At 70.3% G+C, this 21,563-nt stretch carries 23 protein-coding genes; 7 read left to right on the top strand and 16 right to left on the bottom strand.

The window, feature by feature from the left end:
- Positions 1-304: 304 nt before the first annotated feature.
- From AC3ENO_RS09445 to AC3ENO_RS09435, 3 genes are read left to right on the top strand one after another with little or no spacing between them, the layout of a single operon-like run.
- A complete protein-coding gene (locus tag AC3ENO_RS09445) occupies positions 305-805 on the top strand; it encodes a thiamine pyrophosphate-binding protein (RefSeq protein WP_434970374.1) in 501 nt (166 codons plus the stop codon).
- A complete protein-coding gene (locus AC3ENO_RS09440) occupies positions 802-1,419 on the top strand; it encodes a thiamine pyrophosphate-dependent enzyme (RefSeq protein ID WP_434970373.1) in 618 nt (205 codons plus the stop codon). The genes AC3ENO_RS09445 and AC3ENO_RS09440 overlap by 4 nt, the downstream gene beginning before the upstream one ends.
- Positions 1,419-2,981 (top strand): GMC family oxidoreductase, encoded by a 1,563-nt coding sequence (locus tag AC3ENO_RS09435; RefSeq protein WP_434970372.1) that lies wholly within the window; start codon positions 1,419-1,421, stop codon positions 2,979-2,981. Before AC3ENO_RS09440 ends, AC3ENO_RS09435 begins: the two co-directional genes overlap by 1 nt.
- Before the next feature lie 117 nt (positions 2,982-3,098).
- On the opposite strand, the gene AC3ENO_RS09430 is transcribed toward AC3ENO_RS09435, so the two are convergent.
- The gene (locus tag AC3ENO_RS09430) at positions 3,099-3,566 is read right to left on the bottom strand and encodes a hypothetical protein (protein WP_434970371.1); all 468 of its coding nucleotides are present in this window, start codon (positions 3,564-3,566) and stop codon (positions 3,099-3,101) included.
- Positions 3,563-4,111, bottom strand: a complete 549-nt coding sequence (locus AC3ENO_RS09425; protein WP_434970370.1) for an RNA polymerase sigma factor — start codon at positions 4,109-4,111, stop codon at positions 3,563-3,565. The genes AC3ENO_RS09430 and AC3ENO_RS09425 overlap by 4 nt, the downstream gene beginning before the upstream one ends.
- A 116-nt stretch (positions 4,112-4,227) precedes the next feature.
- Here AC3ENO_RS09425 and AC3ENO_RS09420 point away from each other — a divergent pair, with 116 nt between their 5' ends.
- On the top strand, positions 4,228-4,362 hold the full coding sequence (locus AC3ENO_RS09420) for a hypothetical protein (RefSeq protein WP_434970369.1): 135 nt from the start codon (positions 4,228-4,230) through the stop codon (positions 4,360-4,362).
- A 16-nt stretch (positions 4,363-4,378) separates the two neighbouring features.
- On the opposite strand, the gene add is transcribed toward AC3ENO_RS09420, so the two are convergent.
- From add to AC3ENO_RS09380, 8 genes are all read right to left on the bottom strand, one after another.
- The gene (add, locus tag AC3ENO_RS09415) at positions 4,379-5,434 is read right to left on the bottom strand and encodes an adenosine deaminase (protein WP_434970368.1); all 1,056 of its coding nucleotides are present in this window, start codon (positions 5,432-5,434) and stop codon (positions 4,379-4,381) included.
- Complete coding sequence (locus AC3ENO_RS09410; protein ID WP_434970367.1) at positions 5,431-6,048, bottom strand: helix-turn-helix domain-containing protein; 618 nt, start codon at positions 6,046-6,048, stop codon at positions 5,431-5,433. The genes add and AC3ENO_RS09410 overlap by 4 nt, the downstream gene beginning before the upstream one ends.
- Positions 6,045-7,079 carry an adenosine deaminase gene (locus AC3ENO_RS09405; RefSeq protein WP_434970366.1) on the bottom strand — a complete coding sequence of 345 codons (1,035 nt, stop codon included), beginning with the start codon at positions 7,077-7,079 and terminating at the stop codon, positions 6,045-6,047. Before AC3ENO_RS09405 ends, AC3ENO_RS09410 begins: the two co-directional genes overlap by 4 nt.
- A gap of 7 nt (positions 7,080-7,086) precedes the next feature.
- On the bottom strand, positions 7,087-7,980 hold the full coding sequence (locus AC3ENO_RS09400; protein WP_434970365.1) for an ABC transporter permease: 894 nt from the start codon (positions 7,978-7,980) through the stop codon (positions 7,087-7,089).
- Positions 7,981-7,982: 2 nt separating this feature from the next.
- A complete protein-coding gene (locus AC3ENO_RS09395; protein ID WP_434970364.1) occupies positions 7,983-8,813 on the bottom strand; it encodes an ABC transporter permease in 831 nt (276 codons plus the stop codon).
- Positions 8,803-9,585 carry an ABC transporter ATP-binding protein gene (locus AC3ENO_RS09390; protein WP_434970493.1) on the bottom strand — a complete coding sequence of 261 codons (783 nt, stop codon included), beginning with the start codon at positions 9,583-9,585 and terminating at the stop codon, positions 8,803-8,805. The genes AC3ENO_RS09395 and AC3ENO_RS09390 overlap by 11 nt, the downstream gene beginning before the upstream one ends.
- A gap of 97 nt (positions 9,586-9,682) precedes the next feature.
- Positions 9,683-10,765, bottom strand: a complete 1,083-nt coding sequence (locus AC3ENO_RS09385) for an ABC transporter substrate-binding protein (protein WP_434970363.1) — start codon at positions 10,763-10,765, stop codon at positions 9,683-9,685.
- A 132-nt stretch (positions 10,766-10,897) separates the two neighbouring features.
- Positions 10,898-12,058 carry an XdhC family protein gene (locus AC3ENO_RS09380; protein WP_434970362.1) on the bottom strand — a complete coding sequence of 387 codons (1,161 nt, stop codon included), beginning with the start codon at positions 12,056-12,058 and terminating at the stop codon, positions 10,898-10,900.
- Between the two features lie 112 nt (positions 12,059-12,170).
- Here AC3ENO_RS09380 and AC3ENO_RS09375 point away from each other — a divergent pair, with 112 nt between their 5' ends.
- On the top strand, positions 12,171-12,503 hold the full coding sequence (locus AC3ENO_RS09375) for a TraR/DksA family transcriptional regulator (RefSeq protein WP_434970361.1): 333 nt from the start codon (positions 12,171-12,173) through the stop codon (positions 12,501-12,503).
- 11 nt (positions 12,504-12,514) lie between these two features.
- On the opposite strand, the gene AC3ENO_RS09370 is transcribed toward AC3ENO_RS09375, so the two are convergent.
- Genes AC3ENO_RS09370 through allB form a run of 6 tightly spaced genes read right to left on the bottom strand, consistent with a single transcriptional unit; the run spans position 12,515 to position 20,599 of the window.
- Complete coding sequence (locus AC3ENO_RS09370) at positions 12,515-13,894, bottom strand: amidohydrolase family protein (RefSeq protein WP_434970360.1); 1,380 nt, start codon at positions 13,892-13,894, stop codon at positions 12,515-12,517.
- A gap of 12 nt (positions 13,895-13,906) precedes the next feature.
- Positions 13,907-15,229 (bottom strand): allantoate amidohydrolase, encoded by a 1,323-nt coding sequence (locus AC3ENO_RS09365; protein ID WP_434970359.1) that lies wholly within the window; start codon positions 15,227-15,229, stop codon positions 13,907-13,909.
- A gap of 1 nt (position 15,230) precedes the next feature.
- A complete protein-coding gene (locus AC3ENO_RS09360; RefSeq protein ID WP_434970358.1) occupies positions 15,231-16,463 on the bottom strand; it encodes a pyridoxal-phosphate-dependent aminotransferase family protein in 1,233 nt (410 codons plus the stop codon).
- Positions 16,460-18,115: an AtzH-like domain-containing protein gene (locus AC3ENO_RS09355; RefSeq protein WP_434970357.1), complete on the bottom strand. Its 1,656-nt coding sequence runs from the start codon at positions 18,113-18,115 to the stop codon at positions 16,460-16,462. Before AC3ENO_RS09355 ends, AC3ENO_RS09360 begins: the two co-directional genes overlap by 4 nt.
- On the bottom strand, positions 18,108-19,199 hold the full coding sequence (locus AC3ENO_RS09350) for an acetamidase/formamidase family protein (protein WP_434970356.1): 1,092 nt from the start codon (positions 19,197-19,199) through the stop codon (positions 18,108-18,110). Before AC3ENO_RS09350 ends, AC3ENO_RS09355 begins: the two co-directional genes overlap by 8 nt.
- Entirely contained in the window at positions 19,196-20,599 is a 1,404-nt protein-coding gene (allB, locus tag AC3ENO_RS09345) for an allantoinase AllB (protein WP_434970355.1), read from the bottom strand. The genes AC3ENO_RS09350 and allB overlap by 4 nt, the downstream gene beginning before the upstream one ends.
- A gap of 83 nt (positions 20,600-20,682) precedes the next feature.
- Between allB and uraD the strand changes: the two genes are divergently transcribed.
- Both uraD and uraH read left to right on the top strand, forming a co-directional pair.
- Positions 20,683-21,213 carry a 2-oxo-4-hydroxy-4-carboxy-5-ureidoimidazoline decarboxylase gene (gene uraD, locus AC3ENO_RS09340; RefSeq protein WP_434970354.1) on the top strand — a complete coding sequence of 177 codons (531 nt, stop codon included), beginning with the start codon at positions 20,683-20,685 and terminating at the stop codon, positions 21,211-21,213.
- Positions 21,210-21,530, top strand: coding sequence for a hydroxyisourate hydrolase (gene uraH / locus AC3ENO_RS09335; RefSeq protein ID WP_434970353.1), 321 nt, complete (start codon positions 21,210-21,212; stop codon positions 21,528-21,530). Before uraD ends, uraH begins: the two co-directional genes overlap by 4 nt.
- The last annotated feature ends 33 nt before the right edge of the window (positions 21,531-21,563 follow it).

The following is a 21,563-nucleotide window of genomic DNA, read 5'->3' as shown; positions in this document are numbered from 1 at the left end:
AACGTACCGTGCCCTACCGGCGACGGCGTGTTGCGGCAAGTGAAGGGGAACGACAGAGGCCCCAAACCAGACAACCCACCTTCATTTGCCGCAAATCGTCGGCGCACCCACCGGCGCACGGCGTGTTGCGGCAAGTGAAGGGGAACGAACGGGAACGACAGAGACCCCAGACCCGACAACCCACCTTCGCTTGCCGCAAGACGTCGGCGCACCCACCGGAGCACGGCGTGTTGCGGCAAACGAAGGGGAACCGCAGACGCACCACCCCACCCAGACGCCACCCCCACCACGAAGGACTCCACGTATGAAAGCCGATGCTGTCGAGGCGGTGATCCGCGGGCTCAAGCGAGCCGGCGTGAGCGTCGCGACCTACCTCCCCGACTCGCTCCTCAAAGAGCTGTACCCCGCGTTGGATGCCGATCCCGACATCCGTACGATCCCTGTCACCAACGAGGGCGAGGGCGCGGCGATCGCCGGGGGCGTGTTCCTCTCGGGCAAGCGCGCCGTGCTCGTCATGGAGAACTCGGGACTGCGCGCCGCGACCGAGCACCTCGCGCGCCTGGGCCTGGGCGCCGGCATCCCGGTCGTCATGATCATGAGCTACCGGGGCGAGCTGGGCGAGAACAACTGGTGGGCCATCCCGCACGGCATCACGATGGAGCCGCTGCTGTCGGCCCTGCGCACCCCGTACCGCATCGTGCGGGAGGTCGATGAGATCGAGCAGGCAGTCGTGGATGCCTATGAGACCGCCTACTCGTCGTATTACCACGCCGCCATCGTCCTGGGAGGAGGGCTGGTGCGATGAGCTACAGCCGATTCGAAGCCATGCAGCTGCTGGGTGCGCGTCTGAGCGACGACGCCCTCGTCATCCTGTCCCTCGGCGGTTCCGTCGACGAGTGGTACAACGCGGCCCCGCACATGCGGGAGGCGAGCCTGTTCCAGCAGCAACTCGGGTGCGTCACCGGCGAGGCGTTCGGACTCGCCGTCGGGCTGCCCCACCGCCGCATCGTGTCGCTCGACACCGACGGCGGCCTGCTGTTCAATCTCGGCATCCTCGCGACCCTCGGCAACGAGCAGCCGCAGAACCTCTTCGTCGTCGTGTGGGACAACGAGCAGTACCAGTCGATCGGCGGGCCGGCGACCCACACCGCGAAGGGCAACGTCGACCTCGCCGCGATCGCCCGCGGCGCCGGGGTGCGCAACGCCTACACGGCCACGACCCTCGAGGAGTTCGACGGGCACTGCGAGGTCGGGCTGGCAAGCGACGTGCCCTACATCGTCGTGGCCAAGACCGACGGCATCCTGCAGCCCGGCATCAAGCGCAAGCACTCGGACGGGCGTGAGGACAAGTACATCTTCGTCCGCCACGTCGAAGAGCTCGAGGGCATCACGATCATGGGCCCCAGCGAGCACAACTGATGGGCGTCGTGCGGGCCCCGGGCGGCGGCTACGACATCGTCATCGTCGGGGCGGGCGCGGCCGGCTGCGTGCTGGCCGCGCGCCTGAGCGAGAATCCCGACGCACGGGTGCTGCTGATCGAGGCGGGTCCCGACCATCGGGAGCTGCGCGAGATCCTGGATGCCGCGCACTGGGACTCCCTCATCGGCGGCCCGTACGACTACGGCTACCGGTCGGCGCCCACCCCGCACGTGCTGGGCCGGTCGATCGCGATGCCCCGGGGCCGCGTGCTCGGGGGCAGCTCGTCGACCAACGCGATGCTCTGGTACCGCGGGGCCCGCGCCGACTACGACGCGTGGGCGGATGCCGGTGCCACCGGCTGGGGCTACGACGACCTGCTCCCCTACTTCCGCCGCTCCGAGGCCCGGCCCGGCGGTGACCCCGCCTACCGCGGGCTCGACGGCCCGATGCGGGTCGCGCCGCTCACCCGCGTCCACCCGATCGCGACGGCGCTGCTCGCCGCCGCCGCCAACCGGGGGCTCCCCGTCCTGGATGACGCGAATGCCGCCTCGAACGAGGGTGCGGTGTACGCGGACTACAACGCGATCGAGAACGAGGACGGGTCGTTCGAGCGCTGGAGCACGGCCCGCGCCTACCTCGAGCCCGCACTGTCACGACCGAACCTGCATGTGCTCACCGACTCGCCGGTGCACCGCATCCTGCTGGAGGGCACCCGCGCGACCGGTCTCGTGCACCTCGTGGCCGGTGCGCCCGTGACCACGGAGGCGGACCGCATCGTGCTGGCCGCCGGGGCCATGGACACCCCGCGCCTGCTGCAGCTGTCGGGGATCGGGGATCCGGCGCGGCTGGCTGCGGCCGGCATCCGTGCCCACCACGCCCTGCCCGGTGTCGGCGAGAACTTCCAGGACCACCCGCTCGTGCTGGGCGTGAACTTCCGCGCCCGCGAGGGGCTCGGCCCCGTGATCGGCAACGGCGGCGGCACGATGCTCAACTGGCAAAGCTCCTACGCCGAGCGCGGACCCGATCTGCACACCGTCATCGCGCACGGCTCGCGCGGCGACGAGGCGCTGCACGCCCGCTACGACCTCGGCGGCGACCGCATGTTCGCGCTTGTGCCGGGGCTCTACGGCTCTCGCTCGGTCGGGTGGGTGCGGGTGCGGTCGGCCGATCCGGATGCGGCGACCGAGTTCCAGCCGAACTACCTCGCCGATCCGAAGGATCTCGTCGCGATGGTCGAGGCGATGGATGTCGCGCAAGAGCTCGTCGCGGGGCCCGCGTACGCCGACCTGCATCCCGAGCCGCTGACCCCGCCGCTGTCGATGGACCGCGCCGAACGCGTGCAGTTCGTGCGCGAGAACGTCGGCAGCTTCTTCCACGGCGTCGGCACCGCCCGCATCGGGACCGACGAGCTCGCGGTCGTCGACCCCGCGCTGCGGGTACGGGGCCTCGAGGGGCTGTGGGTCGCGGATGCCTCAGTCATGCCGACGATCCCCACCGCCAACACGCAGGCGCCGACCGTCGCGATCGCCGAACGGGGCGCCGAGCTCATCGCCGCGGGCTGACGCGCCCGTCGCGCGGAAGTGCGCGGCATCCCTGTCGCGTGCGCGTCAGTGCCACCGAACGGATTGACTCGGGCTCGGCCTCGCCACGCAACACGCACGGATGCCGATCGCAACGGCTCAGTCCGGCGGCCGGAGGCCGAGGTCCTCGCATGTGACGCCGTCGGTCTGCGGGAAGACCGCGAGCGTGTCGTCGCGCTGCACGCAGACGAACAGGTCGGGCACCGGGTAGGTCCGTCCATCGTTCGGCGGCGGCGCGTCCAGGCCCGCACCGAGCAACCCGATGCTCCAGACGGATGCGCACAGGTCGATCGCTCGGGCGACCCGGTCGCCTCCACCCGCCGACGGATCGCCCACCTGCTGCACAACACTGTCCACGGATGCCGATTCGAAGCACGAGGCGGAGTTCTGACGCAACTCCGCGGAGGCCAACGCGAGAAGCGTCCCCGCCGTGGTCGCGGCGACCAACACCCCGGCGCCCACGAACGCACCGACCTTCTTGCGCACCCGAGACCGCGCCCGCAGTCGTCGCACGTCCTCCATGAGCGCTGCCCGCATCCGGTCGTAATCCGGCTCCCTTGCCGTCATCGCCCGCTCCGCTCCGCGAGGACATCCCGCACTCGGCGGGCGGCCTGTCGATAGCTGAGTCCCTCTTCGGTACAGAGGCGGAGAACCTCGCGATCGGCCCACGGAAAGGTGGCCATGATTCGCTGCGCCTCGCGCCAGCCGTCCGACCGACGACCCTCCGCGGCGTCATGTGAGGCATCCGGCCCGGGGACTGTCCGGCGAGCGCGCTGCCTGCGGCGCGGTATGTCGGTGCGCGCCAGCCCCCTGGCAAGGGAATCGGCGGTGACGAGCAACCACGGCAGGCAGGAGGTGCCGGCGAGCGTGATCCGTCGGCTCTTGCGCCACAGCGTCAGGAAGACATCGTGCGTGACCTCCTGCGCCTCCGGTTCTGCGCCGAGCCGATCGACGACCACGCCGTACACGACCCGCACGTGCCGCTCGTGCAGGGCGCTCAGCGCCGAGTCGTCACCCGACCGGAGCCGATCCAGCAGGGCGGTGTCGTCCCGGGAGTAGTCGCCCGACCGGCGACCCCACGCGCTGGAGAACGCCTGCGTGGAATCGACCACCCGATGCTCCCTCCGACGCGCGACTGTCAAACGCGTCCTATTCTCCCCCGCGGTGGATCCGAACTCGCTGGTGGTGTGGGAGGCGGGCATGGCCCTCGACGGCCGATCTGGGTCTGGTGAACGGATGGTGCCGGACGGCGATCTTCGCGAACACCTCCTACGGCGGCGCCTCGTACGGCTACTACACGAACTCCTCGTATGTCGGAAACGCCATGAACGACCAGGCCTCGTCGATCCGCTGGGCGGCCTGAACCGGGAGCGCCGGTCTCACGCGGGCCGGCGCTCGGGGTCGAGGGCGGCATCCAGCGCGAGGAACGCGCCCCGGAACTCGGCGCGCAGCCGCTCCTTCTGCGCCTCGTCGCAGAACGCCGCGTCGATGCCGTTCAGCGCGATGCGCTTGGCCTCGTCAGGAGTCACGCCCATGAGTCGCAGCCCCTCGGTGTACTCCCGGCCGATGTCGGTGCGGAAGAACATCGCGTCGTCGGTCGACACGTTCACGGCAAGGCCCGCGTCGATCATGCGACGGATGCGGTGCTCCGGGGTGATCTCCCACCCCGAGCAGATCGTCGTCGACAGAGGGGTCGCCGCGAAGCCGATCCCCCGCTCGCGGGCAAGGGCCACGATGGCGGGATCGTCGACGATGCGGTAGCCGTGGTCGAGGCGGTCGCACCCGAGTTCCTCGATCGCGACGCGCACGGCATCCGGGGTCGCGTGATCGGTCTCGCCGACGTGGGCGGTCAGCAGGAACCCGTGCGCCCGGGCAAGCGCGTATGCCTCGGCGAAACGCGCCGGATCCTCAGTGTTCTCGGGGGTGAGGTCGTCCTGTCCGAGACCCACGACCTCGGGCCGCGGATGCGCGATCATCTCGCGGACGAGCTCGACGGCGTCGTCCGCGCCCGCACGCCGATTGATCGCGACGACCACCCGGAATCCGACGCCGAAGTCACGCTCCGCGCGCGCGAGACCCGCGATGATCGGGTCGATCACCTCGGGGTACGACAGCCCCCGCTCGGCGAAGTACTGCGGGTTGACGTAGTACTCGCGGTAGCGCAGGTTGCCGTCGGCGACGGCCTCGGCAACACCGTCATAGGCCACACGCTCGAAGTCCTCCGGGTCGCGCAGCACATCATGCGCATAACGGAATGCCACGAGGAAGTCGACGAGGTGCGCGAAGTCGAACAGCTCCTCCGGATCGGTCGTGGGCAGCTCGACACCGTGTTTCGCGGCAAGCTCGATGAACAGGTCCGCGCTCATCGTCGACGCGAAGTGACAGTGCAGCTCGGTCTTGGGCAGTAACCGCAGATAGTCGACGTACGAGATCATGCGTCTTCCTCTCCCGAGGCCCGCGGCGCCGTGCGTCCCGGAACCTGCTTCACCACGAGCAGACGGTAGGGCTGCCCGTCCGCCGACCACCACCGGTGCGTGGTGCCGCCGGTGTAGTAGACGGATGCCCCCGGGTCCAGATCGCACGTCTGATCGCCCAGTTCGATCCGCACGTGCCCCTCGATCACGTAGAGGAACTCGTCTTCGGCGTGGACGAATCGCTCGCCCGGTTCGAGGCTGTCGGAGACAACCTCCATCGGGTGGAACGTCCGCGCGCGCTGCGCCAGCATCCGCGCCGTCCCCGAGGCGAACCCGTCGGGGATCTCGCCCTCGCCGGGGCGACTGACCTCGACGAAGGACCCGGACTCATCGGGTGTGTCAGCGGCGGCGATGAGCTCGATCGGGCTGGTCTCGAGGGCGAGAGCGATCCGCCGCAGCGAGCCCAGACTCGGTTGCGCGAGCCCCCGCTCGAGCTGACTGAGGAAGGGATGCGAGAGCTCGGTGCGCTCGGCCAGTTGCACCAGCGTCAGCCCGCGGGTCTTGCGCAGCATCCGGATGTGGCTTCCCAGGCGAGCGCCTGCGGCACGCTCGTCGAGACCGTCGGGCACGCTCATGCGGCCGAGCGTACCCCTCCGGCGCGAGCGTACTCGTCGACCTGCGCAAGATAGGCGGCCCGGCGCGCGGGGGTGAGCCACGAGGCGTGGAACGAGTTGCGCGCAAGTTCCACGAGATCGGATGCCGAAAGCCCGGCCTGCTCGGCGAGAGCGACATAGTTGTCGCCGACGTAACCGCCGAAGTAGGCGGGGTCGTCGGAGTTGATGGTCACGCGAACTCCTGCCCGCAGGAGCGACACGATCTCATCGGATTTCATCTGCTCGGTGACGAACGAGTTCGACACCGGGCAGCACGTGAGGCCGATACCGCGCTCGAGCACCGTGGCGACGAGGTCGGGATCTTCGACGAGATTGGTGCCGTGGTCGATCCGGTCGACGCCGAACTCCAGCGCCTGACGGAGGTGGTCGATCGAGCCGGGCTGGTCGATGTCGCAGTGCATCGTGACCAGGAACCCTTCGGCGCGCGCCCGTTCGAAGACGGCGGCGAACTTCGCCGGTGGGTTGTCGCGCTCGTCCGAGTCGAGCCCCACCCCGATGATCCAGTGGCGGTAGGGCAGCGCCTCGAGCAGCGTCGACATCGCGTGCTCGGCCGAGAGGTCACGCAGGAAGCACAGGATGAGCTCGGCGGAGATTCCGAGCTCGGCCTGAGCGCGCACGATGGCGCGGCGGTAGCCACCGATCACCGTCGCAAACGGGATGCCGCGTCCGGTGTGAGCCTGCGGATCGAAGAACAGCTCAGCGTGAACGACGCCCTGCTCCTTCGCCGTGCGGAGGTATGCCCACGCAAGGTCGTGGAAGTCATCCGCGGTCTGCAGCACGGCCATTGCCGGGTAGTACACCGCGAGGAAGCTCGTCAGGTCGGTGAAGTCGTAGGCAGCCTTCACCGCCGCGATGTCGCTGTAGGGCAGGGTCAGACCGTTGCGCTGCGCAAGAGCGAACATCATGTCGGGCTCGAGCGTGCCCTCCAGGTGCAGGTGCAGTTCGGCCTTGGGAAGCCCGCGGGCAAAGCTCGCCAGCTCGGATGGTGCCATGGTGCGCTCACACGCCCTTCTGCGGGTGCATCGCCATGCGGGCCAGCACGACATCCTCGACGATCTGAATGAGGTTGTAGAGCACGAGCGAGGCGGCGGTGACCGCCACGACGGATGCCCAGAGTGCCGCGAACTGCGCCTGCGGGATGAATCCGCCGATCGACCCGCCGATCCCGCCGCCGACAGCCAACCACTCCGCCAACAGCGCACCCGTGATCGCACCCGGAACCGAGATGCGCACGGCGGCGAAGAACGCGGGAAGCGACGAGGGGAAGGCGACCTTGCGGAGCTTGGTCAGCGCGCCCCCACCGTAGACGTCTACCAGGTCGTTCATCTGGGGCGGCGCGGACTTGAGCCCGAACGAGATGTTCACGAGTGCCGGGAAGAGCACGACGATGCCGCCGATGACGGCGACCGTCCAGAAGTCGCGACCGAAGATGAGGATGATGACCGGTGCCATCGCGATCAGGGGAACCGACCGTAGCAGCATCGCGACCGGCATCAGCGCGTGCTCGATGCCCTTGTTCAGCTCGAACGCGATCGCCGCCAGAAGCGCGACGACAAGACCGGCGATGAAGCCGATCGCCGCGTCACCGAGCGTCACCATGAGGTTGCCCATGAGCGTCGCGCGGTTGGTCTCGGCAGCAGGCACCGTGAACAGGTAATTCCAGACGTCGATCGGCCCCTTGGCGATCAGGGGAGACAACTGGAGCGCCCAGAGCAGGCCGACCCAGATCCCGAGAACCGCGACAAGAGTGAGAACGAACGTGAGACTCGACCAGCCGAGGGCGCGAAGCGCGGCGCGGGTGGACTGGGCACGAAGATTCGCGGCGAGCTTGGTCTCGGCTCCTGCTCCCGTCGGTGTGGTGGCGGAAGGCTGTGACGTCATCACGGTGGCCATCGTCAGGCTCCCTTCGACCAGGGGGCGATCGCCTTGGCGATCCACCCGACCGCGGCGAAACCGAGCAGTGCGACCGCGCCGGACAGCAGCGCGAGTGCCCACACTTGCGGGCCGTTGGACGACTGCTGGGCGAGGATCATCGCGAGGCCGACACCGACCTCGATCTTTCCGAAGAACTCCCCGAGCACGGCGCCGAGAAACGCGGCGGGTACCGCGATCTGCAGAGCACTGAGGGTGGCGGGGAGCGCCGCGATGAGACGGACCTTCACGAGCTGGGTGAACTTCGTCCCGCCGTATACGGTGACCAGGTCAAGGCTCGCCTTGTCCGCCGACTTGAGGCCGAGCAGCGCCCCCACGACGGTCGTGAAGAACACCGAGAGGGCAGCGAGCAGGATCGCCGTGCCGCTGGGCTCCCCGACCTTGGGCGGGGTGATCACGACGACCGCGAGCATCCCGATCGCGACGATCGGCACGCAATAGGTGAGGATCGCGAGCTGCATCGCGACGCCCTCCAGCCGCGGCACGATGAGCACGAAGGCCGACAGCAGCAGCGCGAGTCCGTTGCCCCACAGGTACCCGATCCCTGCTTCGGCGAGGGTCACGGCGAAGTTGTTGAGGTAGTACTGCGGCCCCGTCTCGATGACGGTGGCCACGACCTGGAACGGGGTCGGGATCGCCTGGGCGCCGGAGGGCCCGACGTTCGAGAACACGGTCGCCGCGAGGATCCACCACAGGAGGATGATCCCGATGCCGCCGATCACCCCGATCAGCCACGGGGGGAGGCGGAAGTCCTCCCACTCGATCGCGCGAGTGCGCGTGGTGTCAGTGGTCATCCGCCGCGGCTCCTCCGGCCCCGAACAGCAGCTCGGAGGCCTGGTCGACGTAGGCGTGGAACTCGGGGGTGCGCATCATCTCGGGGGTCCGCGGCCGCGGCAGGTCGATCGTCATGACCTCCTTGACCCGGCCGGGCCGCGGGCTCATGACCGCGACCTGGTCGGAGAGGAAGATCGCCTCCGAGATGCCGTGCGTCACCAGCAGTGTCGTGGCGGGCTTCTCGGTCCAGATGCGCAGCAGTTCGAGATTGAGCTTCTGCCGGGTCATGTCGTCGAGGGCGCCGAACGGCTCATCGAACAACAGGACCTCGGGCTTCATGATGAGCGACCGCGCGATCGAGACGCGTTGGCGCATGCCGCCCGACAGCTGAGCGGGCTTTGCCTTCTCGAAACCCTTGAGCCCGACCAGGGCGATCATCTCGTCGACGTACGCCTTGTCGACAGAGCGCCCGGCGATCTCGAACGGCAGACGGATGTTGGACATCACGCTGCGCCACGGCAGAAGCGCGGAGTCCTGGAAGGCGATGCCGAGCTTGTTCTCTTTGCGCAACTCCTTCGGGCTCTTGCCATCGACCCGGGTCGTGCCACTGGTGGGCTGTTCGAGGCCCGCGAGGATGCGCAGGATCGTCGACTTGCCGCATCCCGACGGCCCCAGCAGCGACAGGAAGGTGCCCTGTTCGGTGTGCAGGTTGGCATCCTGCAGGGCGGTGACGGTCTTGCGGCCGGTGGTGAAGACCTTGTTCAGACCGGAGATCTGCAGGCCGGTGCCCAGGGACTCGCCCTGGGCACCGGACTCGGCAGAGCCCGTCGTGAGAACAGAACCGGATGCGGCGGGTTCGGTCACGATGGCGTCTCCTCGGTTCGTCTGATCAGCCCGCGTAGGCGACCAGGTCGGGGTTTTCGGCGTAGACCTCTTCGAGCAGCGACAGGTCGAACAGGTCGGCTGCCTCGAGCTCGATACCGGCACCGGCGAGGCTCGCGATGGTCGCTTCCTGCAGCTCCGGAGTGACCCAGAACAGCCCGAACTCCTCGGTGTCCGGCGAGACGACGAGCTGCTCGGACTGCGCGATCGAGCCGGCGATCGAGTTCTCGGGGATCAGGTCGAGGTCAGCGCCGTACACCTCGTACGCGAGCCGCGCGCCCTCTTCGGGGTCGTTGACCGCGTCGGTCCAGCCCTTGATCTCGGCGACCAGGTAGGCCTTGAGCATCTCGCGGCTGCTCGCGATGAGCTCATCCGTCGTCGTGATGGTCTCGGCCACGAACGGCAGACCGTTGTCGGCGAAGGGGAGGTTCGCGACCTCGAAGCCCGCGGCGGCCACGGTGATCGACTCGTTGGTCAGGTAGGCCATGAACCCATCGACCTCGCCGTTGGTCAGCGGAGCCGGGTCGTACTGCACGGGAACGATCTCCAGCTCGGACTCGTCGATGCCGTTGGCGGCTAGGAGCGCCTTGAACAGCGCGGTGTTCGAGTCCTGCACGCCGATCTTCTTGCCCTTGAGGTCTTCGGGCGTCGTGATGTTGCCGCCGTCTGCGAGCGAGAGGATCGTGAACGGGTTCTTCTGGTAGACCGAGCCGATGATCTTCAGCGGCGCGCCTTCCGCCGCGACGACCGAGCCGATCGACACGGCATCCGAGAACGCGATGTCGGCCGTACCGGAGATGAGCTCAGCGGCGCCGGTGGACGGTCCGGGGGTCATGATGACCTCGCTGAAGCCGGCCTCCTCGTAGTAGCCGTTCTCGAGGGCGAAGAAGTCGCCGGCGAACTCCTCGTTCTTGATCCAGCTGAGCTGCACGGCGAGCTCGCCGAAGCCCTCCATGGCCTCGCCGCTGGTGGACTCGGCCGGGGTCGACTCGCCGCCGCTGGCGCAGGCGCTGAGCGCGAGCGCCGACACGGCGACGGCGGCGACGGCCATGGCGGACCGGCGCGCGATTCGAGAGGAAAGGAATGTCATGTGCTGCGTCTCCTGATCACGGGTGGGGGGTGGGACACTCAATGACGCGCGACTACGGGACTCTCCGCGCCGTCTCCACCGACCGTAGGAGATGTAGATTTCATGAACACTCGCCGGACTGTTTCGTCCGCGTTACCGAATCGGTCGAATGTCCGCCTGCTCACGGACACCGCACGACTCGCCCACCATCGGAGACAGATCGTCGTGATCGGCGCGCTCCGCCGGGTGGACGGGGCCGGTCGTCTCCCGAAGCGGCAGCCCCTGGCCGCCGGCGCGGACCATGACGATCTCGGCGAGGATCGACAGCGCCGTCTCTTCAGGGGTACGACCGCCGAGGGCCAGTCCGATGGGGGAGCGCAGGTGCGCGGTCTCGGCATCCGTCACCCCCGCCTCCCGGAGGCGGCGCACGCGATCCTCGTGGGTGCGGCGACTGCCCATCGCACCGACGTAGCCGGCGGGGCTGCGCAGCGCGATCGCGAGGGCGGGCACGTCGAATCGCGAATCATGGGTGAGGATGCAGATCGCGGTGCGCGTCTCGATGGGTGTGCGTGCGAGGTAGTCGTGGGGCCACTCGTGCACGACGTCGTGCGCGTCGGGGAAGCGCGCGGGCGCCGCGAAGGCGTCGCGGGGATCGCACACGGTGACCTCGAACCCGGATGCCGCACCCAGCCGGCTCAGGGCGACGGAGAACTCGACGGCGCCGATGATGATCAGCCGCGGCGCGTGCGGGAACGGAAGGCCGAGCACCTCGAGAGCGTCGGCATCGGTCCCGTATCGCAGGGTGATGGGGTGAGCATCGGCGCGGAGCCGCTCGAGGTCCGCGGCGAGGGCGGGCCGGATCGCCGCATCCGCGTGCTCGCGCTCGCGCGTGAGAACGAGATCGCCGGCGCCGGGCCCGTCGATGACGACGCCGAGAGCGCAGGGCTCGCGCCGCACGATCGCGGCGTGGAGGTCGGCGAGCACCGCCGCCCCGTCCGTGCCGGGCAGGATCGGGATGACCAGGACGTCGATGATGCCGCCGCAGCTCAGTCCCGCCTCGAAGGCGGTCTCGTCCGAGATGCCGTAGCGGGTGCGCGTCGACCGTCCCGACGCGATGGCCTCGAGGCACAGATCGTGCACCGCGCCATCGACGCAGCCAGCCGAGACGTTGCCGAACACGGAGCCCTCGGCATCCACGATCATCGCGGCACCGAGCTCGCGCGGGGAACTCGCCCGCGCCGCCACGAGCACCGCGAGCGCGAACGGTCGCGCCTCCGCGACCCACGTCGCTGCCGGATCGAGGATCTCTCGCATGCGCACCTCCCGGTCTCCTGCCTATCATCCGGGTGTTTCCCCGAGATTGCGGCTCGGCAGCCGCGGCGCCGCGCGAGGCCGCGGCGTCCCGTGCTCGGCGTACGCTCGGGGCGTGGACCGGACCGTGCTGACCGAGCGCCTGCGTGCGCTGGAGGATCAGCTTGCCCGGTTGGATGCGGATGCCGCATCGCTGCGCGCCGACCGCGCCGATGCCACCGCCGACGACGAGCACGATCCCGAGGGCTCGACACTGTCGGGCGAATGGCAGCGGGTCGAGGCTCTTCGCGAGGGCGCGCTGCGGGAGCGGGCCGCGGTGGTCGAGGCGCTCGCTCGCCTCGACGCGGGCACCTACGGCATCTGCGCCCGCTGCGGCTCGCCGATCCCGGCCGCGCGGCTGGAGGCCCTGCCGATGGCGACGATGTGCGTCCCCTGCGCGTCGAGATAGGCCGGGTCAGCTCAGCGCGGGTGGCCGAACTGCGCGGCGCGGGCGGGCAGGTCGGCATGGATCCGGGCTGACGCCTCGGTAGCGAGCGGGTTCGTCGAGACACCGTTCTCGCTGGCGAGCACCCCGCCGACGTAGACCTGGCGGAGGTTGCGCAGGCTCATCGACAGGACGTAGCTGCGCACCGGATGCCACAGCGGGCCGACATCCGGCGTCCGCGGGTCGACGACGACGAAGTCGGCGAACTTGCCCACCTCGAGGCTGCCGACCCGGTCGGCGACGCCCAGGATCTCAGCACCCCCGAGGGTGTGCAGCCGAAGGACGGTCTCGGGCGTCATCGACAGCGGGTCCTTCGTGCGGGCCCGCTGCATGAAGATGCCCGCACGCATGTTGCCCCACGGGTCGGCGATGTCGGTACAGGCCTGGTCGTCGAGGCCCATCCCGACACGGATGCCGAGATCGAGCATCTCGGGGACCAGAGCGACCCCCGACGCGAGACGCCCGTTCGAGGCGGGCTGCCACGACATCGACGCGCCGCCCTCGGCGGTGGCCTGGATGATCTCGGGGGTCGTCTGGATGAAGTGGCCGAACATCATGTCGGGGCCGAGGGCACCGGCATCCCGGTACATCGCGAATTTCGCCTGCTGCAGCGGCACCGCCTCGGGCGACTCGAGGAAGTGCGCCTGGTTCGTGACGCCGAACCGGCGCATCGCCTCGACCTCGAGCTCGGCGGCCTCGGTACGCGGCGACCACTGCACCTGGCCCATGATCGAGACGCCGAGCGCGAGGCGCGGGTCGAGGGCGCGGGTATGGGAGACCTCGGCAGCGAAGCGGTCGAAGATCTCGTCATCCGTACCGGTGGAGACGTCCATCCCGATCGCGTCGACGAACCGGATGCCGGCATCGCGGCATCCGTCGGCCTGACGCGTGTGGTACTCGACCGGTCGCAGCGGCGCGTTGCCGCCGAGGCGCTTACCGTCGACCATCGACTCCCACGCCTGCAGCGGGTCGGTGAAGTTGTAGGCCGTCGTAACCCCGTTGGCGAGGAAGTCCAGCGACCCGTGCAGGGTCGACCAGTACATGTCGTCGGGGGTCATGTGCGAGGTGAACCCGAGCATCGAGTCGCACCAGCCGTAGAGGGTCTCGCTGACGCCGAGCCCGCGCAGGCCGCTCGTGAACAGGTGGGAGTGGCTCGAGACGAAGCCGGGGGCGACGAACGAACCCGCGACGTCGAGAGTCTCGTCGGCCGTGGTGCCGGCCGGCGGCTTGCCGGAACCGGTCGCGGCGATGAGCCCGTCCTCGACGAGCATCCACCCCTCGTCGAGGTAGCCGAGGTCTTCGGCGCCGGCGGCGACGGTGAGGAGTCGGGCGTTGATGACGAGCAGTGAGGTCATGGGGGCTCCTGGTTACGGGCGGGCGGCGTGGGCCAGCTGCAGAACGGCTTCGGTCAGGGCACGGATGCCGAGAGCGACGTCGGCGGCCGACACCGCCTCGTCGGGGTGATGGCTCACGCCGTCGGGGTTGCGCAGGAACAGCATCCCGACGTCGGTGATCGCGCCGACCGCCATCGCGTCGTGGCCGGCGCGACTGAAGATCGTGGGCACCGCGTGTGACACCGACCGGGTCTCGGGGGCATCGAGCCCGACGGTGGCGGCGATCCCCTCCGCGACGACATCGCGCAGCAGCGGTGCGCAGGCGACGGCTGGCGCGTTGTGCACCTCGACGGCCCGCCAGCGCAGCCCGCGGCGGCCCATGATGGCGTCGAGCTCGCGACCGAGCCGGTCCCACACGCGGTCACGGGTCTCGTCGAGCTCGCCGCGCAGGTCGAGACTGAACACCGCCTCGCCCGGGATGACGTTCACCGCACCGGGGAAGGCCTCGAACTGGCCGACCGTACCGACGATGTGGTGCTCGGCGGCGCAGATCCGCTCGACCGCGAGCGCGGCCTCGCTCGCCCCGAGCAAGGCGTCGTGGCGCATGTCGTAGGGAGTCCCGCCGGCGTGGCGGGCTTCGCCCTCAACCGTCACCTGGAAGCGTCGAGCGCTCGCGATCGAGCTGACCACCGCCAACGGGGATCCGGCGCGATCGAGCTCGGGACCTTGCTCGATGTGGGCCTCGAGGTAGCCGACGAGCTGCTCCGGCCGGCGCCCCGCCTCGCCGACACGGCCAGGATCCAATCCGAACTCGCGGAACGCCTGCCGCAGCGTCACGCCGTGCTGATCGGTGAGTTCCCACCAGTCGGCGTCCCAGGTGCCGGCGAGTGCCGACGACCCAAGCAGCGCCTTACCGAACCGCGTTCCCTCCTCGTCCGAGAAGGCGACGACCTCGATCGCGAACGGCAGGGGGACGGATGCCGTTTCCGACCCGGGATCGCGCAGCAGGCGCACGACCTCGAGGGCCATGAGCACACCCAGGATGCCGTCGAACCGGCCCGCGTCGATCACGGTGTCCAGGTGCGAGCCGATCATCAGGGCCGGCGCCGCAGGGTCGGGATCGACGGTCCGCTCGATCCGCCCGAGCTGGTTGCCGGCGGCATCCTGCCACGAGCGCAGCCCGGCCTCGCGCATCCAGGCCGCCGCGAGCCGGTTCACCCGCGCATGTTCGGGCGACAGGTACACGCGCTCGATCGAGCCGGGCGCAGCGGTCACCCCCGCCAGCTCGTCGCAGCGCATCATGACGCGGCGCGCGGCGGCGGCGATGCGGTCAGGGCCTGCCTGCAGCAGGGGCATATCAAGCCCCCGCGTAGGCGTCGGTCGCCGCCTCGACTCCGCCGCCCGCCGGGACTGCTACGCCGAAGCGGCGCAGGACGGTCTCGAGCGCGGCGAGCGTCGTGAGCACGGCGTCGCGGCGGGCGTTGTAGCCCATCGTGCCGATGCGCCACACCTTGCCCGCCAGCGGGCCGAAGGAGGTGCCGATCTCGATGCCGAAGTCCTCGAGCAGCGCCGCTCGCGCGGCATCTCCCGGTACCCCGTCGGGAATCGCGACGGCAACGATGTTGGTCATCTTGTGCGCGACGTCGCCGAAGACCTCGAGCCCGAGCGCCTGCACGCCGGCAAGCATCGCCTCGCCCGCGACCCGGTGCCGTTCGATGACGGCCTCGCGCCCTTCGAGCAGCAGGAGCCGCGCGCACTCCCGCGCGGCGTAGAGCATCGACGCCGCCTCGGTGTGGTGGTTCAGCCGGCGCGGCCCCCAGTAGTCGAGGATCATCCCGAGGTCGAAGTAGTTCGAGCGCACGAAGTCGGGCGCCGACGGGTCGCCGGGCTCACGGATGCCCGCCTCGATCTTCTTGCGTGCCGTCACGACCTCGACGGCACGGTCGCTCAGGGTGATCGGCGCCGCCCCCGAGGGACCGCCGAGGCATTTCTGGAGTCCCGCGGTCGCGGCATCCAGTCCCCACTGGTCGGCCTCGAACGGGTTGCCGCCGAGGGATGCGGTGGCGTCGGTGTAGAACAGCACGCCGTGGCGGCGGCACAGTTCACCGATCTCGTCGAGCGGCTGCAGCATCGTCGTGGAGGTGTCGCCCTGCACGATCGCGAGCAGCGTCGGCTTCACGCGCACGATCGCCTCCTCGATCGCGGCGGTCGTGAACACCTGCCCCCAGTCGGTGTGGATCGTGTGCACCTCGGCCATGGCACGCTCGGAGATCTCGGCCAGCAGATGCCCGAACCGGCCGAAGATCGGCACGAGCACGCGATCGCCGGGGCGCACGAGCGAGACGATCGCCGCCTCGATCCCGGCGCGCGAGGTGCCGTCGACGACGACGGTCGCGTCGTTCGCGGTGCCCCACACGCCGCGGTACAGCTCCTGAGTCTCGGTCATCGTCGCCGTCATGAACGGGTCGTACTGCCCGGTCAACGGTGCCGACAGGGCTCGCAGCACGCTCGGGTAGGCGTCGATGGGGCCGGGCCCCATGAGCAGGCGACGAGGCGGATCGATCGGTCCGGGCAGAGCGGCGACGGTCATGAGAGCGGGTGTCCTTCGTGGGAGTGAGCGTCGTTCAGTCGCGGGGGGACGAGGGCGGCGAGGCGGCGTGCGGTGCGCACGAGGGCGATGTCGGTGCCGGCGCGCGACACGAGGCAGACTCCGACGGGTGCGGCGCCGAGCGGGGAGGGCACGGTCAGAAGCGGAACCGACACCGCCGGCACGCCGGCCACGGCGGCGGGGGTGGTCATGCGCAGCGTCGCCTGACGAGTCCGGTCGACGGCGGCGGGGTCGCCGGTGCGCGCCGGGGCGGGCCCCGGCACCGTCGGCAGCAGCAGGACGGCGTCGCGCACGAGCTGCGCGACGTGCTCGCGCAGCGGCTCGAGCCTGTCACGTGCGGATGCCTCCGCCTCCGCGGTCACCTCCGAGGCGATGCGGAAGCGCTCGGCGACCGCCGGACCGACAGCACCCGGGTGTTCGCGCAGCCACGCGGAGTGGTTGCGCCAGGCCTCCGCGCCCTGCACGGTGCGGAACGGCTCGTAATACTCGTCGAGGTCGCCAAGCGAAACCCGCGCGAGTCGTGGCGGGTGATCGGATGCCGCGAGGCGCACGAGCAGTGCGTCGAAAGCCGCCCGGGTCGCCGGGTCGGCGGCGTCGAGGATCTCGTCGGGAACGAGGAAGCGCCACGGCAGGTCTTCGTCGGACTCGCCGTAGACGCTCTCGGTCGAGGCGGAGCCGTCGTAGCTCAGGCACCAGTCCGCGACGCGCTGCAGCGTGGCCCCGTCGCGGGTGAGCCACCCGACGGTGTCGAAGCTCTGCGCGAGGGGGAGCACACCCTGCCGCGGCACGAGACCGTGCGTCGTGCGCAGCCCCCACAGCCCCTGGTACGAGGCGGGGACCCGGATCGACCCGGCCGTGTCGGTGGCCAAGCCGATGTCGGCGTGGCCGGCGGCAACGGCGCTGGCCACGCCGCTGGAGGAGCCGCCCGGCAGCGCTCCGGGGAGAGCGACATTGGGCGGGGTGCCGTAGTGGACGTTGTCGCCGGCGATCGAGTAGGCGAACTCGTCGGTGCGGGCGATGCCCCGCACCGACGCCCCCGCGCGCAGCAGGTCGGTCAGCGCGGGAGCTGTCGTCGTCTCGGCTCGTGCACTGTTGAGGTGCGTCGGGTTCCCGGCACCGATGCGGTAGCCGGTGAGCGCGAACAGGTCTTTCACGGCGACGGTCAGTCCGGCCAGTGGGCCCTGCCAGGCGCCCTGCCACAGCGGCTCACCGACGTTGCGCCAGATCGACCGGTCCATCGCGGGGGTGCGCGGCGTGACGTGCGCGGCGGTGATGAGCCAGCGCCCGTCGAGGCGCTGCCACACCTGCGTCTGGATCCCCGTGCCGCCTGCGGCGTAGCGCGAGACCGCGACCAGCAGCGCGACATCCGGTCCCAGCGGGCGGTACTCGAGCCGCTCGATCGTCCGGGCCCCGACTCCGCCGCGCAGCGACCGGAACGCGCTGATCGCGTCGTGGCCGACGAGCAGACCGGCGGCGTCGGCACGCAGAGTCTCTGAGCCCGGCGCGAATGCGGCATCCAGGGCGTCGAGGTCGTTGGCGAGGATCGCCCGTTCGTACGCGTCGAACGCCGTGAACAAGTCAGCCGGGATGCCGTCCGGGATGCCGCTGGGAGTGCCGCCCGCCGGTTCAGTCACGATCGACCCCCGAGAAGTCGGCCTCACGGATCCGGGCGTGGACGCCGCAGACGATGTCGACGACCTGGGAGATGTCGAAGTCGGTCGCCGCCGACAGGTACGCGTAGGCGATGTGCTCGTCCAGTCCCCAGCGCGCCTCGATGAGGTCGACGGCGGCGCGCACGCAGTTGCGCATCGCGATGTCGAGGTCACGGTCCATACCCGTCGGCACGAGGTACTCGTCGGTGCGGACGAGGGGTCCCGCGAGTTCGCCGAACTCGGCGAGCGCGACATCCTTGGGCACGACCTCGAAGCGCAGGGTCGCGCGCAGGGATGCCTCCAGTGCGGTGAGAGCGACCTCCCCGTCGCCCTGGGCGAAGTGCGGGTCGCCGACGTAGGCCAGCGCGCCGGGCACCTGCACGGGCAGGTAGAGCACCGACCCTTCGGTCAGCAGCTTGATGTCGATGTTGCCGCCGTGCGCACCGGGCGGCACCGAGTGGGGGCGTTCGTCATCGGCCACGGCGACGCCCATGATCCCCAGGAACGGATCGAGCGGGAACTCGATCGCGCCAGGCCCGCCCTCGGTGACCGGGAGCACACCGACCAGGCCCGCGGCGCGCTGCTCGACCGGGGTGAAGACGCTGACGTTGCGGGCATCGCGGGGAAGCTCGCCGACGAGGGCGCCCTTGCCGTGACGGTTCGAGATCACCCCGTACGGCACGCGCGGGGCGAGGGAGACGACGGTGATCTTCAGCAGGTCGCCGGGTGCGGCATCCGTCACGCGGATGGGACCGGTGACCACGTGAGGTCCGTCGTCCGCGCCGCGAGTGACCGATGCCGCGATCTCGACCGCGTCGCGCAGCACGGCATCCTCGGGCACGCCATGGCCCCCGAAATAGGCCCGCGGGTCGGTGCCGTGGTCGTCGAGGATGCCCTCATGACTGACGGTGTCGATCGTGACGGTCTGGCCCGACGCGATCGTGAGCACGGGCGCATCGGTCGCACACGGCAGCCGACCCCACATCACGGTGTCGGGGGTGGAGGGCAGGTAGTGCTCGCCGGGGATCTCGCCGATGCCCGGCTGCAGGATGGGGAACGGGGTCATCGGGCTCCTTCGTCCGAAGCGGCGGGAACGGTCGGGGCGGAGTGCACGGCCAGAGCGGGGTGCACGGCCAGAATCTCACGGCCGACGCGGGCACGGATGCCGACCTCGGCGTTCCAGGCCACCTCACCGTGCACCCAGGTCGTGTCCACCACACCACGAAGACGGGCGCCGTGCCACGGCGAGAGCTTGTTGCGGTACTCGAGCGTCTCGGCGTCGACCAAGGCTTCGGCATCCGGATCGAACGCGACCAGGTGCGCGGGGTGGCCGGCGGCGATCTCGCCGAGCCCGTGCAGCCCCGCGATGCGGGCGGGGCCGGTCGTGAGCCACGGCAGCACCGTCTCGAGCGGGATGCCGCGGCGCGACGCCTCAGTCCAGACCGCACGCAGTCCGGTCTGCAGACCCGAGATACCGCCCCACGCGAGCCCCAGATCGCCGTCCTCGCGCTCCTTGAGCTCCCGGGTGGCAGGCGAGTGGTCGCTCACGACGGCGTCGATCGTGCCGTCCAGCAGTCCCGCCCACAGCAGGTCCTGATTGGCGCCGTCACGCACCGGCGGGCAGCACTTGACCGTTCCCGACCCGTCGGGCAGGTCCTCGGCGCGCAGGGTGAGGTAGTGCGGGCAGGTCTCGACGGTCAGGCGCACGCCGGCGGCCTTGGCGTCGCGCACAAGGTCGAGGCTCTCGGCATCCGAGACGTGCACGATGTGGGCGCGCGCGCCGGTGCGACCAGCGGCCTCGATGACCTGCGCGATGGCGGATGCCTCGCTCACGCCCGGGCGCGAGGCGAGGAAATCGGCATAGCGCGGGCCGAGCGCGCCGTCCGGCGTTGCCGGCGGGTGCAGGTGCGCGGGGTCTTCGGCGTGGACGATGAGCAGGCCGTCAAAAGCCGCGATCTCGGCGAGTGCCGCCTCGAGGCCCTCCGGATCGAGGTGGCCGAACTCGTCGATGCCGGACGGCGAGAGGAAGCACTTGAATCCGACGACGCCCGCGGCGGCGAGGTCGGCGAGTCCGCCGCGGTTCTCGGGCACGGCCCCGCCCCAGTACGCGAGATCGACGGCGAGCTTGCCGGCCGTCGCCGCGCGCTTGGCGGCGAGCGCCTCGACGGTCGTGGTGACGGGGACGGAGTTCAGCGGCATGTCGACCACCGTCGCAATGCCGCCCGCGGCCGCAGCGGCGGTGCCTGTTTCGAAGCCCTCCCAGGCGGTGCGTCCGGGTTCGTCGAGATGCACATGGGAGTCGACCAGTCCCGGGAGCAGCACGAGGTGGGCGGGAAGGATGAGCGCGGCATCCGGGTCGAACGGACCGACCGCGGCGATACGACCCTCCTCGACGTGCACCGTCGCCGGACGGAAGCTCCCGTCGACGAAGACGCGCTCGGAGGCGATGGTGGACGCGGCGGTCATGCCGCCACGGTAGGACGCCCGCATTTCTCGCATGTTACCTCTGTCAACATTCTGGACACATTCGAGACGTTACGGTGATGCCCATGGATGTGCGCGCGTTCAACGACCTGAGTCCCGCCGAAGCGACCGAGATCGTCGGGGTGTGGGCGGCGATTCCGGCGTGGGTGGGCGGCGTGGTCGCCGGGCGGCCCTACGCGAGCGCGGCCGAGCTCGAGGCATCCGCCGCTGCAGCCGCCGGGGACTGGACCCGCGCCGACCTCGACGCGGCCCTCGCGCATCACCCCCGCATCGGCGAGCGCCCCGGCGGAGCCGGGGCCGAGGCCGACGCCTCCCGGCGCGAGCAGGCCGCGATGACGGATGCCGCCGCCGACGTCGCCGCACGGATCGCCGCGGGTAACGCCGCCTACGAGGAGCGGTTCGGCCGGGTGTTCCTGATCCGGGCCGCCGGCCGCTCGCCCGAGGAGATGCTCGCCGAGCTGGAGCGGCGCCTCGGCAACGACGACGAGACCGAGGCGCGCGAGGCGATCGAGCAGCTGCGACAGATCGCGCTGCTGCGCCTGCGCACGAGCGTGACGGACGCGTCCGAGACCGATCCCGAGGGAGACTCCGCATGACCCACCTGACCACCCACGTGCTCGATGCGGCCCGCGGCATCCCGGCAGCCGGCGTCGCGGTGTCGCTCAGGGCGGCATCCGGCGACCAGATCGCGGCGGGCCAGACGGATGCCGATGGCCGCCTCGCCCTCGGGCCTGACCTTCTCGCCCCCGGGGACTACGCGCTGACCTTCGCGACCGGCGCGTACTTCGATGCGCAGGGCGTGGACAGCTTCTACCCGGAGGCGACCGTGACCTTCCGCATCCGTGACGACCGGCACTATCACGTGCCGCTGCTGCTGAGCCCGTTCGCCTACTCGACCTACCGTGGCAGCTGAGACCCGACGCGCGCCGGCTCGTAACGCGGTCGT

It is taken from the genome of Microbacterium sp. bgisy207, assembly GCF_057706855.1.
Note: the sequence above shows the minus strand (reverse complement) of the source record. Positions and strands in the feature narration are given on the sequence as shown.